21 protein-coding genes are annotated in these 17118 nt (G+C 57.3%); 12 read left to right on the forward strand and 9 right to left on the reverse strand.

Annotation, left to right across the window (positions count from 1 at the left end):
- Positions 1 to 12 precede the first annotated feature (12 nt).
- The 3 genes from ACYZUC_RS07740 (at position 13) to ACYZUC_RS07750 (ending at position 2431) form a co-directional block, all read left to right on the forward strand.
- Positions 13 to 954 carry an SDR family oxidoreductase gene (locus tag ACYZUC_RS07740; RefSeq protein WP_461994805.1) on the forward strand — a complete coding sequence of 314 codons (942 nt, stop codon included), beginning with the start codon at positions 13 to 15 and terminating at the stop codon, positions 952 to 954.
- 111 nt (positions 955 to 1065) lie between these two features.
- Positions 1066 to 1686, forward strand: coding sequence for an NADPH-dependent F420 reductase (locus tag ACYZUC_RS07745; RefSeq protein WP_461994807.1), 621 nt, complete (start codon positions 1066 to 1068; stop codon positions 1684 to 1686).
- Positions 1687 to 2158: 472 nt separating this feature from the next.
- Entirely contained in the window at positions 2159 to 2431 is a 273-nt protein-coding gene (locus tag ACYZUC_RS07750; protein WP_461994809.1) for a hypothetical protein, read from the forward strand.
- A 71-nt stretch (positions 2432 to 2502) separates the two neighbouring features.
- Here ACYZUC_RS07750 and ACYZUC_RS07755 read toward each other — a convergent pair whose 3' ends face one another.
- Together ACYZUC_RS07755 and ACYZUC_RS07760 are read right to left on the reverse strand one after the other, a co-directional pair.
- Positions 2503 to 2778: a hypothetical protein gene (locus ACYZUC_RS07755; protein ID WP_461996680.1), complete on the reverse strand. Its 276-nt coding sequence runs from the start codon at positions 2776 to 2778 to the stop codon at positions 2503 to 2505.
- A gap of 1080 nt (positions 2779 to 3858) precedes the next feature.
- Positions 3859 to 4353 carry a cupin domain-containing protein gene (locus ACYZUC_RS07760; RefSeq protein WP_461994811.1) on the reverse strand — a complete coding sequence of 165 codons (495 nt, stop codon included), beginning with the start codon at positions 4351 to 4353 and terminating at the stop codon, positions 3859 to 3861.
- Between the two features lie 340 nt (positions 4354 to 4693).
- Here ACYZUC_RS07760 and ACYZUC_RS07765 point away from each other — a divergent pair, with 340 nt between their 5' ends.
- The 3 genes from ACYZUC_RS07765 (at position 4694) to ACYZUC_RS07775 (ending at position 8086) form a co-directional block, all read left to right on the forward strand.
- Positions 4694 to 5173, forward strand: a complete 480-nt coding sequence (locus ACYZUC_RS07765; RefSeq protein ID WP_223437472.1) for a phage infection protein — start codon at positions 4694 to 4696, stop codon at positions 5171 to 5173.
- 502 nt (positions 5174 to 5675) lie between these two features.
- Positions 5676 to 7172, forward strand: a complete 1497-nt coding sequence (locus ACYZUC_RS07770) for a DUF3300 domain-containing protein (protein ID WP_461994813.1) — start codon at positions 5676 to 5678, stop codon at positions 7170 to 7172.
- A gap of 26 nt (positions 7173 to 7198) precedes the next feature.
- Complete coding sequence (locus ACYZUC_RS07775; RefSeq protein WP_461994815.1) at positions 7199 to 8086, forward strand: DUF2950 domain-containing protein; 888 nt, start codon at positions 7199 to 7201, stop codon at positions 8084 to 8086.
- Between the two features lie 110 nt (positions 8087 to 8196).
- On the opposite strand, the gene ACYZUC_RS07780 is transcribed toward ACYZUC_RS07775, so the two are convergent.
- The 4 genes from ACYZUC_RS07780 to ACYZUC_RS07795 form a co-directional block, all read right to left on the reverse strand.
- Positions 8197 to 8409 carry a DUF1059 domain-containing protein gene (locus ACYZUC_RS07780; RefSeq protein WP_461994817.1) on the reverse strand — a complete coding sequence of 71 codons (213 nt, stop codon included), beginning with the start codon at positions 8407 to 8409 and terminating at the stop codon, positions 8197 to 8199.
- Between the two features lie 133 nt (positions 8410 to 8542).
- Positions 8543 to 9028, reverse strand: coding sequence for a DUF6130 family protein (locus tag ACYZUC_RS07785; protein ID WP_461994819.1), 486 nt, complete (start codon positions 9026 to 9028; stop codon positions 8543 to 8545).
- A gap of 84 nt (positions 9029 to 9112) precedes the next feature.
- Entirely contained in the window at positions 9113 to 9439 is a 327-nt protein-coding gene (locus ACYZUC_RS07790; protein ID WP_461994821.1) for a low molecular weight protein tyrosine phosphatase family protein, read from the reverse strand.
- A 42-nt stretch (positions 9440 to 9481) separates the two neighbouring features.
- Positions 9482 to 10171 (reverse strand): winged helix-turn-helix transcriptional regulator, encoded by a 690-nt coding sequence (locus ACYZUC_RS07795; protein ID WP_461994823.1) that lies wholly within the window; start codon positions 10169 to 10171, stop codon positions 9482 to 9484.
- 103 nt (positions 10172 to 10274) lie between these two features.
- Between ACYZUC_RS07795 and ACYZUC_RS07800 the strand changes: the two genes are divergently transcribed.
- Together ACYZUC_RS07800 and ACYZUC_RS07805 are read left to right on the forward strand one after the other, a co-directional pair.
- On the forward strand, positions 10275 to 11216 hold the full coding sequence (locus ACYZUC_RS07800) for a carbon-nitrogen hydrolase family protein (protein WP_461994824.1): 942 nt from the start codon (positions 10275 to 10277) through the stop codon (positions 11214 to 11216).
- A 27-nt stretch (positions 11217 to 11243) separates the two neighbouring features.
- Positions 11244 to 11678, forward strand: a complete 435-nt coding sequence (locus ACYZUC_RS07805) for a GFA family protein (RefSeq protein WP_461994826.1) — start codon at positions 11244 to 11246, stop codon at positions 11676 to 11678.
- An 81-nt stretch (positions 11679 to 11759) separates the two neighbouring features.
- Here the strand turns inward: ACYZUC_RS07805 and ACYZUC_RS07810 are convergent, their stop codons facing one another.
- Both ACYZUC_RS07810 and ACYZUC_RS07815 read right to left on the reverse strand, forming a co-directional pair.
- Positions 11760 to 12251 (reverse strand): hypothetical protein, encoded by a 492-nt coding sequence (locus ACYZUC_RS07810; RefSeq protein WP_461994828.1) that lies wholly within the window; start codon positions 12249 to 12251, stop codon positions 11760 to 11762.
- A gap of 132 nt (positions 12252 to 12383) precedes the next feature.
- Positions 12384 to 12833 (reverse strand): anti-virulence regulator CigR family protein, encoded by a 450-nt coding sequence (locus tag ACYZUC_RS07815; protein WP_461994830.1) that lies wholly within the window; start codon positions 12831 to 12833, stop codon positions 12384 to 12386.
- A gap of 202 nt (positions 12834 to 13035) precedes the next feature.
- On the opposite strand from ACYZUC_RS07815, the gene ACYZUC_RS07820 reads away from it, so the two are divergent.
- A complete protein-coding gene (locus ACYZUC_RS07820; RefSeq protein ID WP_008039554.1) occupies positions 13036 to 13170 on the forward strand; it encodes a hypothetical protein in 135 nt (44 codons plus the stop codon).
- Between the two features lie 117 nt (positions 13171 to 13287).
- Positions 13288 to 14007, forward strand: coding sequence for an SDR family oxidoreductase (locus ACYZUC_RS07825; RefSeq protein WP_461994832.1), 720 nt, complete (start codon positions 13288 to 13290; stop codon positions 14005 to 14007).
- Between the two features lie 96 nt (positions 14008 to 14103).
- Here ACYZUC_RS07825 and ACYZUC_RS07830 read toward each other — a convergent pair whose 3' ends face one another.
- Complete coding sequence (locus ACYZUC_RS07830) at positions 14104 to 14802, reverse strand: ion channel (RefSeq protein WP_461994834.1); 699 nt, start codon at positions 14800 to 14802, stop codon at positions 14104 to 14106.
- A 367-nt stretch (positions 14803 to 15169) separates the two neighbouring features.
- Between ACYZUC_RS07830 and ACYZUC_RS07835 the strand changes: the two genes are divergently transcribed.
- Together ACYZUC_RS07835 and ACYZUC_RS07840 are read left to right on the forward strand one after the other, a co-directional pair.
- Entirely contained in the window at positions 15170 to 16210 is a 1041-nt protein-coding gene (locus ACYZUC_RS07835) for an alpha/beta hydrolase family protein (protein ID WP_461996681.1), read from the forward strand.
- Positions 16211 to 16318: 108 nt separating this feature from the next.
- Entirely contained in the window at positions 16319 to 16681 is a 363-nt protein-coding gene (locus tag ACYZUC_RS07840; protein ID WP_461994836.1) for a DUF6463 family protein, read from the forward strand.
- Positions 16682 to 17118: the final 437 nt, after the last annotated feature.

The following is a 17118-nucleotide window of genomic DNA, read 5'->3' on the forward strand; positions in this document are numbered from 1 at the left end:
AGGAGCGCGCATATGCACGTTTTTGTTACCGGCGGCACCGGCCATTCCGGTCCGTACATCATCACCGACCTTATCGCCGCCGGCCATGAGGTCACTGCGCTGGCCCGGTCCGATACGGCCGCAGCGGCGGCTACTGCACTTGGCGCCAAAGTACGTCGCGGCAATCTTGAGGATCTCGACGGGCTCAAAGAGGCGGCCGCAGCTTCGGACGGCGTCATCCACGTCGCGCACCGGCAGGATCTGATACCAACCGGCGGGATCAACGCTGTTGCGGCCGCAGAGCTTGAGATCATGCTTGCTTATGGCGAAGCACTAGCCGGAAGCGGAAAGCCGTTGGTCGTGTCTGGAAGCGTCGGCTCGCCCGGGTGGGAGGGCCTGGGCCGGCCGGCCACCGAAGAGGATCTGCCCCTTCCCGGCGGCGACCCGTACAAGAATACCCTGCGAGTTAGGAACATCGTAGAAACCACGGTAATCGGTCTCGCCGAAAAGGGCATACGGTCTTCGATCGTGCGGATTCCTGAGATCATGCACAGCGCCACCGATAACGCTGGCTTCCTTCCGCTGTTGATCGGGCTGGCCAAGGAAAAGGGTGTCGTCGGCTACCCCGGAGAAGGCGCCAACCGTTGGGGTGCCGTGCACGCCCGTGACCTCGCCACCGTGTTTCGCCTTGCGCTGGAGAAAGGTCCCGCGGGCAGAAGCTGGCATGCCATCGCCGATGTGGCTGTCCCGTACCGCCAGATCGCCGAAGCCATTGCCAGCCGGTTGAATCTGCCAGCCGTGCCTATTCCCGCGGACGTGCTGATGCTGCCTGGCTATTTCGGGTTCCTTGCGAATCTGGTCACGCTGGATACCCCGACATCGAACGCCATCACGCGCCAGCTTCTTGGCTGGGAACCGACCCAGCCCGGACTCTTCGCCGATCTTGATAACGGTCATTACTTCCCGGCCGACTGATGAGGTGACGTCACACGTCGGCGCGCACTGCGCCCGGCGGGTGGCACAGCCGCGACGCTGTAACCCTTCCAGAAAAGACAGAAATACCAAATTTCAGAACGGAGATTGCTCATGAGCACTATCAGCATCATAGGTTCGGGAGGCATGGCCACGGCGGTCGCCGGCCGAATAGCCAAGGCCGGACACACCATCGAGGTGGTCAGCCGCGATCCCGCCAAGGCGCAGGCGCTTGCCGAAAAACTCGCATCCGGAGCAATCACAGGGACTTACGGCGCCGCTCCGGCGGGCGACATCGTCATTCTCGCTGTACCGTACACCAGTGCGGTGGCGGTGCTGGCCGACTTTGGGAAAGCGCTCGACGGCAAGGTGATCATCGATATCACCAACCCGGTCGCTCCCGATCTCTCAGGCCTCGTTACCCCCTACGGCAGCTCTGGCGCGCAGGAGATCGCCAAGGGCGCCCCCGCTAGCGCGCATGTCGTCAAGGCGTTCAATACCCTCTTCGGCCACGTGCTTGCCAAAGATGCACGTCTGGACGCATTCATCGCGGCGGACGATGCGGACGCGAAAGCGCGCGTCTCGATCTTCCTTGAGAGTCTCGGCCTGCGTCCGTTAGACGTCGGCGGCCTACAGATGGCCCAGACGCTAGAGTGGCTCGGCCTGATGATGATCGGCCTCGCTAAAAACGGCGCCGGAACTTGGGACATCGCCATGAATGTCGATATCGGGTGAGTCATCGACACCACGTCCTCAACCGCAGGTTCACAACGTGTCCGACTAGATCGGGCACAATCCCAGGTAAAGGAAATGGAGAGACTTCGATGAGCGTCTGCCAATGTCCACTTCGGGTCGATAGCAGTCGCCCACGGAAGGGGCGTAAAGGTCCTAGGACGCTATAAAAATTCCTACACAAACCTCGGAATGCGTCACCTTCCCCGCCGTTCTGATGAAGCCTATAGTCCGACCCGTCGCCCAAAATGGCGATTCGGGTTTGGCGACCTGATCGGTCGGATGCAAAAGCGCTGTGCTTTAATGCAGTCGCTTTTGCATGCCCGCAAAGCTGTCTTTATGGCAGCTGTGCGCGGGAGACCTTCGGGTCTGCCGGTATCCCGATCCCGGTTCGCCAACCTGCGTACAGCTGTCACCCATTCGTTTGGCGACGATTGAGGGGCAGTCAAACTTTGCCTTGATCGGAGTTTCACCTATGGAAAGATACATGCCCCTCACCGGAATCGACCTGGTCCCGGCCTCCCTGCTAATCGACACCCAAGCCCCACTCGACGTACTGCAAGCAGCAGCTGACTACCGCATTCGCGCAGTTACTCAGGTACTGGAGAACATTGCCTTTCGCGCCGAGATTGGTTGCGACACGGTGGTGTTGTCGGACTTCTCCAAATTGCTGGCCATTCCGTTGCGCGATGGTTGTGACTTGATGGATGTGATTGGTCGGCGACTCCGGGCGCAAGCGAAGGAGTGAATGAAAACGGGCGCTACAAGCGCCCGTTTTTTTGTCTCTGGATCTGACCACCCGTGTTGCCCAACCGCTGGTTATTTCTTCCTGCAAACTTCAACGTCGTCCTGAGTCCTTAACGCCGTGTCGATTCCTAATCTGTATCTGCAGTAGTCGATAATCCACTTCCGCTCCTCCTCCGTAAGGCGCTCTACTCTTCTGATCTCTCCATCATTGGCGTGGATGTTGTAGAACTTCATCTGAACAGTCGGGTGCTTCTTGATAAACAGGATGGTCTCGATGTCACCATCTTCAAGCGCTTCGTAGTACCCGATGTAGAGAACGGCAAGCACTAAAAGCACCGCTACAATCAAAAAGGCTCGGACCGCAAACGGTGAGCAAACTGCCGTTATTGCCGGTGCTCGTACGCCCGTCGCCCCGACAGAGCCTCCCATAGCATAACGAGCCCTACTACGACGGACAAAATGAAAAACATGACTTTTTGCAGCAGATACAAAACGAAGCGCTCTGGTTGTTCGTCGAATACAAGGTGTTCGTTAATCGTGTTTCGACGAGGCCCTGTCAATGCGTCTAATTGCCAAGTGGTCAGAGCGTCATATAGTTCCACAGCCAACACCAAAGCAACGAGTAGTAATAACAGTGCACCGATGAAACGGTAAATGCGGGTGCGATATCCTGGGATCACAGAAGCTCCATCTTTCTAATCAGCTGATAACGTGGCGGCGGTTCATAGTGGTACCTGAGGGCGGCCATACGACAGGTCAGATATTCCTCGGGGCAAAAAACATTCAAGAAGTAGACATTGCGCTTCTCGCTAGACGCCAAAGAAGACAGTCTATTCAACCGTGAACTGGTCCAGCAACAGCATAGTCACCATGACTAACACTACCCATCCCGCCGCACAGGCCGACTCAGTTGCCGGGGCTTGCTCGCGATGGTCTTGAACGTAGCCGCGGGGTTCCTGGAGTAACGCGGGGTTCTTTGGTCCATCGCGAGCAAGCTCGCTCCTACAGTTTGTGCAGCTGACTGAGATGATTGCCCACAAGCACCCGTTTTTCTACTGTTTCAATCTGTGCCTTGAGGCGAAGGGATCCATTTTCGAGCCCGTTGAGCGAAGCCGTTTCACAAAAAAATATGTGAAATAAAATGTGAAGATAAATCTCGTAAAAAAACCCAAAAAACCTCTGAAGGCCAATAAATTAGCGCTTTTTCATCCAGTCGATATGTGAAATAAAATGTGAAGCCTCTCATACGGTACAAGCCGCTAAGTACGCCCAAAACGCCCAAATCCCGAATCGTCATACCTAGCCTGCCAGCCTAGTCTGCCCAAGATATTTTCCCGTATTGGCATCGACGGATTCAGTAACTGGAATGACTGAAAACGGGTGGCGATGGCACCCGTTTTTTTTGATGACGACACCTACAGACCTTTCTCACTTCGACGCCTTACGAGGATCATCATGGCTATCAACATACTCAAGGCCTAGCGGACCCGTTCCGTAAACTTGTGAAATGTACTCTCCTGATTTAGCCCAGTGAAAGTGTGGCGTTTTGGCCGGAAGTATCACTACGCTTCCAGGGCCATAAGCAACCAGCTTGGCCGGATCGAAAACAGTACCGAAGCCAATATAGAAAACACCGGACATGACGGTATAGATACGATCCTCAGGATGCGTATGGGGCATTAATTTTGTGCCATTCGGCACTTTGACTCTTACAACGTAGGGTGCTGGCTTGCTCGGGTCGCCGGCCAACACGGCCAGTTTCACTTCTTTCGGGAATGCTGGAAAGCTGCGCCATTCAACGTCTTCACTATGTAAAGCACCGACCTTATCCAGTGGCAATGGTTGTGCCTGGACGAACGGCATTGTGGCGCTGGTGACAATAAGTGCAGCCAGAGAAGCAGTTTTCATAATGTTCTTAATCATGAAAGGCACCTTGATTTCGCAGTAAAAAAATTGATGTCGTCACCTACGCCACTAGTAAATTTGGTGGGCAATTCGAGGTGAGTCGCGTGCGGCTTACTGTATTTGTCACTGGCGGTGATGAGAATGGCGTTGTCGCGCATTACAGTTGATACGCAATGTAATCAATGCGCTGTCATGTTTCGGCTGCCGGGGCTGTACCCATCATCACACTCACCAGGGGTAGGCCGCTCGCCCTATCAATGCCGTCAATGGTCACCATCACGTCAATGAAGTTCTCTTAAAAAATCCGCGGCGTAACATCTGCTCCATACCAACCAACAACACCCCGGAGCACACGATCATGAAACGCCAAACCATTCTCAGCATCGCTTTCTCGGTTTTTGCAGTTAACGCTTTCGCCGCTACCTCGACTCACCCGGTTGTCGCTGAAGGCGGCTCGGATCGTCTGATTGAAAGTCGTGTGGCTGAAGGTGGTTCGGATCGTTTGATCGAGAATCGTGTGGCCGAAGGTGGTTCGGATCGTTTGATCGAAAACCGTGTAGCCGAAGGTGGCTCCGACCGCTTGATCGAAAACCGCGTTGCTGAAGGTGGCTCCGACCGCTTGATCGAAAATCGTGTAGCCGAAGGTGGCTCCGACCGCTTGATCGAAAACCGCGTTGCTGAAGGTGGTTCGGATCGCCTGATCGAAAACCGCGTTGCTGAAGGTGGCTCCGACCGCCTGATCGAAAACCGCGTTGCTGAAGGTGGCTCTGATCGCCTGATCGAGAATCGTGTGGCCGAAGGTGGCTCGGATCGTCTGATCGAAAGCCGCGCTGTATAAACAAATCGCGTCAACGCAATACCCAAAAAGCCCGGCCTGATCAGCCGGGCTTTTTCGTGCGGGCGCAAAACACAGTCAGCGAGCTTCCCCTCATCGCGCTCTTCTCTGTACAGACAAGGTCTGACAAGAAACAAACACACTTAAAGGTGTGATCATCTGGGAAGCGACAAAGGGTCAAACTCGGACCGTCCCCTTGTAGGAGTGAGCCTGCTCGCGATGGACGTTAACGAAAACGCGTGTTTGCTGGATAAACGCGTCATCCTCAGGTCCATCGCGAGCAGGCTCGCTCCTACAGTTTGTGCATCGGCTCAGGTCAGCAAGGCGTGGGTCATGCGCTTCCAAATCGCTACGCAAAGGACAACTCAAAAACCACCACACAAAACTCATGGCGAAAAATATCTCAGCTACTACCCTTAGCCTGAGGCATTGAGGCTACCTGCTTTCACCTTCCCGACATTGATCCAGTCGTTTCAAACCTGCCTGGCCACATGGAGGCCGCGCGATGAGCATTCCGTTGTTTTTCGCGATGTCAGCCGTACTGTTTCTGAGCAGCCCTGCCCTTCTCGCGCAGCCAGTGGAGGCGGCCGCAAACGCTGCCGAGCCGGCGCCCGTCGCGGCGGCGGCGGCCAAAGACGCGGTGTTTACCGAAGAGCAGCTGGATCAAATGTTGGCGCCCATTGCGCTTTACCCGGACCCGTTGCTGGCTCAGGTGCTGATGGCCACCACTTACCCTGGGGAAGTCACCGAGGCGGTGACCTGGTCCAAGGCGCACCCCGATGCCAAGGGTGATGATGCGGTCAAACAAGTGGCTAGCCAGCCGTGGGATCCGAGCGTGCAGGCGTTGGTGGCCTTTCCGCAGGTCCTTGCAACGCTGGGACAGGATCCCGTTTGGGTACAACGCCTGGGTGATGCATTCCTGGCGCAGCCCGACGATGTCATGGAGGGTGTGCAACGCTTGCGTCATCAGGCGCAAGCAGCCGGTAACCTGCAGAGCAACCAGTATCAGAACGTGACGGTTCAGGCAGCGGCGCCACCCGCACCCGCACCAGCACCCTCTGCGCCAGCGCCGGCTCAGCTCCCAGCCAACAACACCACCATTATCATTGAGCCCTCCGATCCGCAGGTGGTGTACGTCCCCACCTACAACCCGACAACAACCTACGGCACTTGGGCCTACCCGGCTTCACCTCCTGTTTACTACCCTCCGCCGCCCGCCTATTACCCCGGTTCGGCCTTGATGGCCGGGCTGGCGTTTGGGACCGGCGTCGCGATCGTCGCTTCCTTGTGGGGTGAATGTGACTGGGGCAACAACGATGTCGACATCGACATCGACCGCTACAACAACATCAACCGTAATAACCAGATCACCAATAACAATTGGCAGCACAACTCCATTCATCGCGATGGCGTGCCTTATCGCGACAACAGGAGCCGCCAACAGTACGGTCGCCAACTGGATGGTGCCAACCAGCGTGATGCCTATCGCGGGGACAATGCCCAGCGCGCCGAGGCCCGTGAAAAAGCCCGAAGCTCCATGGACAGGCACGGTATCGAACGACCTGCGACCAGTAACCGCGAAGCCCGTGATCGAGCGAGTGCCGCCCAGACTGCGGGCCTCAATCGCAAGCAAGCCGGTACAGACAGACCAAAGGTGGCTGACAGGAGCCAAGGCGCAGACAGACCGAAGGCGGCTGACAGGGGCCAAGGCACAGACCGAAACACTCGTGAAAGTCAGCAACCCAGAAGACAGACAGCCGACGCCAATCAGCGTGCCCAGGCGCGCCAAACGGCGCCACAACGACCCGCCGCCAGTCAGGGCGGCGCCCGCAACAATGCATTCGCCGGCGCCCGCGCACCGTCCCAAACCAACGCGCAGGTCAATCGTGGACGGGCCAGCCAGGCATCCGCGCAACGTCCCAGTGCGGCGCGATCAGCGGGCCATCAAGTCAGTCGGCCATCCAGTCCGCCTGCGCGTCAAAGGGGGGGGGGCCGTCGTTGAAACACTATCCTCGAATGAATACGCTCATGGGCCTGCCCGCTCAGGCCTTGGTGATCGCTGCTGGCTTGGCATGGTCGTGCGTTGTCACGGCACAGGAGGTATTTCCCACGCCAGAAAAAGCCGCTCAAGCGTTCGTCGACGCATTGGGCACGGAACACGCCGATCAGGCACGCCTGACAGAGTTGCTGGGCAGTGAATGGCGCAGTTTCATCCCGCGCGAAGGCGTGGAGCGCAGTGATGTGGATGCGTTCATCAAGCAATACCACGAGCAGCATGCCATTGAAAAAGCCAGCGACCGCAAGGCGATCCTGTCGGTGGGCAGTGACCACTGGACATTGCCGATCCCCATGACAAAAGTGGAGAAAGGTTGGCGCTTTGACATCAAGGCCGGCAGCGCAGAAATCCGTGTCCGTCGTATTGGTCGCAACGAACTGGCTGCGTTGCAATCGGCGCTGACGTACCACGACGCCCAGATGGACTATGCGTCAGAGGACCGTGACGGTGATGGCGCCCTTGAGTATGCGCAGAAATTTTTCAGCACCGCCGGCAAGCACGACGGGCTCTATTGGCCGGACGACGACAGCGGTCAGATCAGCCCGCTGGGCCCCTTGTTCGGCCAACGCATTGCCGACGAAGACTGGCACGGTTATCACTTTCGCATCCTTGAAGGCCAGGGCCCTTCGGCACCGGGTGGCGCCTACAGTTACCTTATCGGTGACAAGATGAGTCGGGGTTTTGCACTGATCGCCTGGCCGACGAAATATAAAGACACCGGGGTGATGAGTTTCATGATCAGTCATGAAGGCCAAGTGTTCGAGAAAGACTTGGGACCTGACGGTTACAAACTGGCGCAGTCGATGAAACGGTTTGATCCAGACGACAGTTGGAAGGAGGTGGAAGATCAGAAGCAGTAATATTTATCCGCCCCGCCGGTTCGTTACCGGGTAGTACCTTTTGGGGCGCCCATAGAAAAACGGGACAGACGACGATTCTCTTTTAATCGCAGCCTGTCCCTTTTTTTTTGCTAAACCGAACGCGGTGCTTCAACGGGAGGGGTGCCGTCGTGAAACATCGTTTTCAGTTGAGCACGCAGATCCGGTGAATCGGTGTGTTTGTGAACACTGACCGCATGCTGTGCGGCAGCCTCGAGCAGTTCGCTTTCAGAGTCTGCGCAGAGCGCGACCGAGCATTTGGTATCGCTTGGAAACTCTCGGCAGTCGATGTATTTACGCGCCATGATCCTCTCCTCTCGATGAAGGCAGGTCGTGACCTGCGTGAAAGATCACTCGACGTATGTCGCATCGAGTGTGCTGACGTTTGAAGTATAGGCCCGCCACAAGACGCAGTTTCCAGCGATGGAGACTCAACGATCATGGTTTTACCGCGTGACCAGCGTCCATGTTGGTGACGTTCGATGATGTCTTCTCGGGAACGGTAAAACTCACTGTCGTAGCGGTGAGGATCTTGTGAGTCGGGTCGGCCACTTCCAGAAGAACCTTGTGAGCACCGGGCGTCAGTCCAACCAGGATAATCGGGCCGTCACTGGTATGCGCCCACGTACCTTTCCAGTCATCGACCGTTACGTGGAGGTGGCCGAGACGAGGTGAGACTTCACCCGCTGTCTTGCCAAAAACCGGCATGATCCTGGCGTGTTCTGTTCGATACTGGATGATGACAACTCCGCGGGCCAACGGCTCGGCAAGCGGCGGATAGGCAATGAGTTTTGGCAGCGTCTCGGATTCCAGCGGGAGTATTGCCGGTGGGTGATCGGTATCTGCTTCTCCTTCACCGAATGCGGCCACGCAAAAAAAGCCCCCCAAGGCCAGGACAAACAGATTTCTGAGCGCGATGGACATGGAGTTTTACTCCCGCGTGATGTAACTCAAGACTAGTCTATTGAAGGCATCGCAGGCCTGACGGGGCGTCTTTCGCCTCTCACTTCAGGAAGGCAAATACCGCGCAACCCTCTCATCCAATAGCTTGATCAGCGCCGGCTCCATGTACTGATAAGCATCCGGTATGTCCAAACAAACGACGCGCTTGTCCGCCAGTTCCGAACCAAATCGAGCCATCAGTTTGTTGCGATGAATGGGCTCCATGACAACGATCAGATCAGCCCACTGCAGCAGTTCCAGGTTGACCGAAACATACGCATCGTTGCTGATGCCCGCCGACGCGGTTTTCACACCCGGCCAGTCAGCAAAATGTCGTTCGGCCGTGGGGCTACGCAGGCGGTTTTGGCTGCAAATGAAAAGTACGTTCAACATCGTATGACTCCAGACAGTTAACGCGCCTGGGACTCAGGCGAATTACCGGGTCACTGCCGCACTCCGGGTGCCCGCGAACGCACTCGTGCCAAGCCAGCGCCACAGGCTTTGCGCGTCTTGTACGGCGCCATCCACACGCAGCTCTCGCGACTGAAGAACGTCCCGCGGTGTGCGGTCGCCCGTCCACACCTCGGTCAATGCGCGCACGCTGGAGTCCACGACGAGGGTCAGTTCGCGGCCAGGGTCGTCACGGCACAGATCGGCCACGCCCTCCTCGACCACGAGCCACCACGCTTGCTCGCCGGGCCGTGCGTCGCGGAACGTGAAGTGGATGACCACCGGTCGAGGCGGGAACGTTTCGATGCGCACGAACCGACGCACGTCCCACATCAGCAAGCCCGCGTCGAGTTCGTCATCGCGAAGGCGGCTGCCGATCCAGCGCGCGCCCCAATGACCCAGCGCCATGATGATGGGGCGCAACTCCTTGCCCGCCTCGGTCAGGCTGTACTCCCAGACTTTGCCCGTGGCCGTGCGGTGCACGACGCCGATTTCTTCCAGATGACGCAGCCGCTGTGTCAGCAGGTTGGTGGACATCCGGGGGACGCCGCGGTGCAGTTCGTTGAAGCGTTTGCTGCCGCACAACAGTTCGCGCACGACCAACGGTGTCCAGCGCTCGCACAGTGCTTCGGCACCGCGTGCGACCGTGCAGAACTGACCGTAGCTTTCTTCCATTGCCTGGGCTCCGCGACTGCAACGCTTCAGATTTTGAACTAGCCCCGTCACTTCGCCACGCGCACGCTCAAGCCTTCGAAGCCAAGTACCAAAGGTGAACGCCATGACCAAGGTTGCCATTATTCAGCGCCCGCCCGTGCTGCTCGACCGCGGCGCAACGATCGCCCGGGCCGTGCAATCGGTCGCCGAAGCTGCGGCGGCGGGAGCTTCGCTGGTCGTTTTGCCCGAATCGTTCATTCCAGGTTATCCGTCGTGGATCTGGCGGCTGGCGGCGGGAAAGGACGGGGCTGTAATGGGCCAGCTGCACACGCAGCTGCTGGCCAACGCCGTTGATATTACGAACGGTGACCTGAGCCCTTTGTGCGAGGCCGCGAGGGCTCACGCCGTGACGATCGTGTGCGGCATCAATGAATGTGACCGGTGCAATGGCGGCGGCACGCTCTATAACAGCGTAGTCGTTATCGGCGCGAACGGCGCAGTGCTCAACCGACACCGCAAGCTGATGCCAACGAATCCCGAGCGCATGGTGCATGGCTTCGGTGATGCCTGCGGCCTGCGCACGGTCGAGACACCGGTCGGTCGCGTGGGGGCGCTCATCTGCTGGGAAAACTACATGCCGCTGGCACGCTATTCACTCTATGCCCAAGGGGTGGAAATCTACGTTGCCCCCACGTACGACACGGGCGATGGCTGGATCAGCACGATGCGTCACATTGCACTCGAAGGACGCTGTTGGGTGCTCGGCAGTGGCACCGCGTTGCGTGGCAGCGACATCCCCGAAGACTTTCCGGCGCGTGCGCAACTGTTTCCCGATCCGCAGGAATGGATCAACGACGGCGACTCGGTGGTGGTCAACCCGCAAGGCCGGATCGTCGCCGGTCCACTGCACCGGGAGGCCGGCATTTTGTATGCGGACATCGACGTCGCACTGGTGGCGCCAGCGCGGCGAGCGCTCGACGTCACCGGGCATTACGCGCGCCCTGACATTTTCGAATTGCAGGTGCGGCGCACACCGGCGACTGCGGTGCGCTATATCGACGGGTGAAGGCAAACCATTGATGGGAGTTGTGTCATGAACAGTGAACGGTCTTACAAGGGCAGTTGTTTTTGCGGCGCAGTCGAGCTCACCGTCAGTGGCGAGCCGGTCGGGATGGGTTATTGCCATTGCGAGTCGTGTCGGCATTGGTCAGCAGGACCGGTCAACGCCTTCACGCTGTGGAAACACGAGGCGGTGCAGGTGACTCGCGGGGCTGACAACATCGGTACCTACAACAAGACACCGCAGAGTTACCGCAAGTGGTGCAAGACGTGTGGCGGGCATCTCTTCACTGAACACCCGGGCATGGGGCTCGTCGACGTGTATGCCGCGATCATTCCTGATCTCGCGTACTCGCCAGGCGTTCACGTGCACTATCAGGAGAGCGTGCTGCGCATCAAGGATGGATTGCCCAAGCTGAAGGATGTTCCCAGCGAACTGGGAGGATCGGGTATCAGCGTGGACGAATAGCGCTGACACCGGAGTAAAAGAAAACGGGCGCCTTGTCGGGCGCCCGTTTTGTTCAAGGTTTCGTGCTACGGGTGACGCTGATCAGTGCGATTTCTTTGAAACCGACGTCCCGGCTTTGCTCAACCCTTTCGTGTTGTGATCCCCGGGTGTCGAGGCCGAGATTGCAGAGGCTTTGGCCACGCCGCGAGTGTCTTTGGAATGGGCGATGCCAGACGTCGTTGTGCCATGACCGCGCTCACCATTGCGGTCACTGCCGTAGTGGTTTCCGCTTTCGCCACGGTCGCGAACAGCCTTCCCGGCATGATCGCTGCTCAGTCCATTACCATGGCCGTTGCTGTTGGCGTTGCCGTGATCGGAACCGCTGTGACCGCCACCTGTACCGCCGCCGTGGCCACCGCCATTACCACCACCGTTTCCGCCGCCGTTACCACCGCCACCGCCATTACCGCCTCCGTTACCGTCCTTCGCATAGGCGGCGTTCATGACAGAGAGGTCAGCAGGGAGCAATGGGGCGGCCGCAAGCATGAGGGCGCATGACATGACAGCAACGAAACTCTTGTTTTTTAAAAGCATGATTGCTTCCGTAGGGTGGTTGATATCGCATGCGTTAAGACGCAATTGCCCGGCGACAGTTCAACTCCTGCGACAGACGGAGAGCGGTGCGCTCACCACCCGAAAAAGCACCGCAGTCGCGGGGTTCAAGTATCAGTCAAAGGCCCCGTTGAGGACTTCATAGATGAGCCCGGTTGCCAGCGCGACCAGTATCAAATCGGTGCCTGCTTGCTGCCATTCGTATCCATCATAATGCGGCAGCCTGCCAATCAGGCGTCCATCCAGCTTTTTCGCAATGCCGGGTGGAAGCGGCTTTCCTCGAGCGAGGTTTTTCTGAATACCGGGTGGCAACGCAGGGCCGGGACTCCAGTAGTCCCTGTATTCGCCAACGATCCCGAGAATGCTCCCCTGATTGATACTGGGGCCATGACTCCAATCGCCGCCTCCGGCGTTTTTGCCTTTGCCGCCTTGATTGCCATGGACTTGATCGTTTTGCGGTTTTCCCTGGCCCTTTCCATTACCAGGATCAGCTAATGCGGTCGCTGAGCCGCAGACCAGCGCAAGGCATGTCATTGCGGCAACCAATGAGCGTGATCTGCGCATGAGTCGTTCCCTCAGAGTGGCGGGTTGTCTCTCTGAAATTTAGACGTTATTGACGATGTGAGTTCCTGTTCCGCTTATTTATGGCCAGGCCCCACGCCCGTTTTGTCTGCGTTTGAGTGCTGCGGATTTTGGTAACTCGTTGCACACTAGCCAAGTGTCAACGCAGAGCGCCAAGTGGCCAGGCGTTTTCAGGAGGTGAACAATGAGCAAACAACCTCAACCCCGCAGCCGCTCCAACCCTCAACCCAGATCCCGCCCGGTGGTGCCCAATCTGCCCAGCAAAACCGGCAACAAGTCCGGGGGCTTGCGTGGCAACTACCCGTCGAAGAAGTCGTGATGAAAAGCGATCATCCGCGAACTCCGGAACATCCGGAAACAGCCGAATGATTGTCATTCCGTGAGTCATCTGCTTGCATAGCGCTCCTGATCAGCACGCACGTCAAGGAGACAATCGATGAAAACCATGGTGGTAGGTGCAAGCAAAGGTTTGGGCAGAGCGTTGATCGAGGGGCTGGGTGAGGCTGGGGACACACTGATTGGTATCTCCCGTACCCGCCCCGAAAACCTGGTGCAAAAAGCCGGGGTTCATGTGCGTTGGGTTGAAGCCAACCTGGGTGAATCGGCAAAGGCTGCGCAAGTCATCGAGCAGGCGGTGGTCGATGACGGGTTGGATACGCTGATCTACAACCTGGGCATATGGGAAGAGTTTGCCTTTGATCCGGTGTACGACTTTCTGGCTGACCACGACGATCAGCTACAGGCCATCGTCAACTGCAACATCACCTCGACCATTTTGCTGATCAAACGACTACTCCCGGTGCTGCTGAAAAGCGCCAACCCAAGGATCATCCTGACGGGGTCGACTTCAGGCTTGCCACAAAGCGGACGGCCCGAAGTTGCCTTCGGCGCCTCCAAGTTTGCCCTGCGCGGTATTGCCGATGCGTTGCGCGAGGGGTACCGGGATCAGCGATTGGGGGTGACCTGCCTGAACCTGGGCAATCTGAATACCGAGGATCCGCTGACCACGTCGCGAGCACTTGCCGAGCAGAGAGGCGAAGGCCATCTGATCCCCGTCCATGACGTCGTGCACGTCGTACGCATGGCCTTGAGTCTGTCTTCGGCAAGCTTCGTCAAGGAACTCACCTTGCCTGCGATATTCGACGAGCGCTTCTGATTGGGGGTCATTCACCCTCCCCCGGCTGACGGCATCGGGTCGAAAGTCGGGGGTATACCACTACCGCGCCACTTCAGCATTACTTGCGGTGGAGAGTCACTTGGTTTGATTAGACGGATACAGACCGGCAAGCCGCGCTATCACAACCCCCACATAAAAGACGCCTGAAAATTCTTCGACCATCACAAGTGAGCGGGCATGGTTGGTCAACGGGAGAACATCACCGTAACCGGTGGTCGTGAGCGTCGTGAGGCTGAAATAGATCAGTTTGAAGAACGTGCCGGGCTGTCCAAAGTCGAGGTGGTTTGGGCCGAATGAGCCAGCGCTGGATATCTCGAGCAAGGCATAGACGAAGGACCAGACGAAGGCCAGCAGAATGTAACCCGCAAGCGCGCCATGCAGCTTGTCGGCCGTAATCGGCCCGCGTTGGAGAATATAGCGAAGCACTCCGGTGAACGAGACTGCAAGAGATGCCGCATAAGCTATCCCTGCAAGATTAAGAATCGCGATACTCCCAACCCACAACGCCGTCCATTGAAGGCCAACCCCAAGCAACGCCAGGCCCAGTTTGAGGATGAACCCCCACCGAGTCTGCCGGGTGGCGAAAGCGCCCACGAGCAGCACGATTGAAAACAGAATGCCGAGCAACGTGCGGGCAAATATACCTTCCTCAAGAAAGGGAAACAGGAGGATCAAACCTAGTAAGAGCAGCAACAGATAGGTGCAGGGCCCTCGCCCTATGACCATCTGACCTAAATCCTCGTCGGATTCGGTTTTATTTTGCGGGTTTGTCATACCGGTATCCCATAGGCCGAAACAACGTTCGAAACCTGGCGCTACAGGTTTTAAATCTGGCCTGGTTTTAGAAGTGTCGGCAGTGGAATTCTAGTCGCGATTGCATGTGAGAGGATTCAGCCGGACAGCTATCGGGCAATTTCTACCCTGCTCGGCTGAGAGCAATCGGCCAAACGTTGACGTTCAGCCTTCTCACTAAAGACCGCGAACAGCGTTAATGATGAAAGTTGTGCGCGGCGGTTCGAATGTGGGCTTTAATGTCCGTGCTTATAGGCAACCCCATGAGCTTCGACTCCGTACGAAGATGGATGCGCCCGACGGCGGGCTCCGGTTGCCATGTACTTGTCCAATCAAGGAAGAAACGACATTGAAAATAGCTTTTAGCGCCCTGTTATTGACCTGCCTGACGACTATCGCGCTCGCTGGCGAGAACCCTGTCGGCTTCCACTCTTCCACACTGGCGGACGCGCACAATGACCGTACACTGGAAATGGTCGTCTGGTACCCCAGTGCAACTACCGCAGCCACGCAATTGATTGGCGACGATGTGGTGTTCGTCGGGGCTTCTGCCGTTCGTGACGCGCCGCCCGCTGCTGGTAAGCATCCACTATTGGTGCTCTCCCACGGGTACAGGGGAAACTGGAGCAACCAGATCTGGCTTGCCAGTGCTCTGGCTCACAGGGGTTACATTGTCGCTGCAATCAATCACCCTGGCAGCACCACTCATGACCGTAGCCCTCAAGCAGCAGCGCAGTTAGGGCAACGGCCCGTTGATGTGAGCCGCGCCATCGATGGGGTCACGGCTCAACCTGAAAAATTCGGCTTGGTCGCCAATGACCTAATTGCAGTAGTGGGCCATTCACTCGGCGGCTGGACCGCCCTGGAGATCGCCGGTGCTCGTTTCGATCCAGACCGCTTCGCTCAAGACTGCAAAGCCCACCCGCAGTTAGCAAGTTGCGCCGTCTATGGAAAGATGAATCCCGCCAGCACCTCAGAATCAAAGACCGCGTTGGCCGCCGATTTGCGCGATGAACGTGTCACGGCGGTGGTCACACTGGACCTGGGCCTTTCACGGGGCATGACCGATGAAAGCCTGGCCGCGCTGCCGGTACCAACGCTGGTGATCGCTGCCGGCGTACCGTCGCACGATCTTCCCGCTGAGCTGGAGTCTGCCAACCTGGCCAAACGCCTGCCTCCGGCGTCAAGCCGTTACGTCGAAATCAGCGACGCAAGCCATTTCAGCTTCTTGTCAGTGTGCAAACCTGGCGCAGAAGCGATGCTCGAAGAAGAAGTACCAGGCGATGGCATCATTTGCCGGGATGGCGATGGCACTCGCTCACGGGATTTGATCCAGCAGCAGGTTACTTCGCTGATAGCAGAGTTTCTGTCGCAGCCACCTCGCAACTAATGAGGACGATGTTATTAACTGCGAGGTCAAAAGGGGACGGATTGATTACGCAAAAATTAATCCGCCCTTTTCTTTTATCCAACCTTACCGTTACGGAGCATTAACGATATGTCCAACATCGTCGCATGGACCCTGTTCGCCTTGGGCGTCCTCCATATTCCGTTAGGTATTTTCAAGTTCAAAACAGCATTCGCCGCCGCATTAGACGCGGGCTTCATTGACCAGTTCAGAGCCCACGAAGATCGGCGTACCGCCCTCTGGTTTACCCTGCTGGGTCCGCTTTTTATGCTCGCAGGGCACACAGCGATTCACGCCGTAGCCGTTGGGGATCTCGCGCTACTTAAAATAGTCGGCATCTATGTGCTGATGATCTCGATCATTTGCGTCATTGCTGTTCCAAAATCGGGGTTCTGGGCAACGCTGCTGGTTTCTCCACTGCTCATCGCGGCAGGGTATGGCTTGTACGCCTGACAAATGGTTCAAGTCGTTTGATGAAGATCTGCAGGCTTTAGAAGCTCTTCTAACCGCTACGCAAGCTCTGAAGCAAACCAGCTTTGCTGCAGCGAGCCAGTGAGTAAGCCTGGCTCGCCAGGTGAATTCGGTCCCTATCCGCTGACGCTTGCCTCTACTTCACCTACGCGCCCCTAGTCGGAGAGCGGCGCATTCAGAGCCCCCCCACTGAAAGCTCCCGGCAATATCTCCCCCCACGATGAGAGAAATCCCCCATAAACGGGCTGTATTACCCGAATCCTGTGCCAACTTTCATTGGCCAGGGAATCAAGTTGCGTCGCCAGCAGGGAATTATTGGCTGTTAAGTTTTTGGCACAGAGAATGCTGTGCGTTCACTAGCGTATTAATTGAAAGTTTGAAGTTGTTATCACTGGATAACAGATTTCCACCTGTGCTGC

The sequence above is a fragment of the Pseudomonas sp. GT1P32 genome (assembly GCF_054897805.1).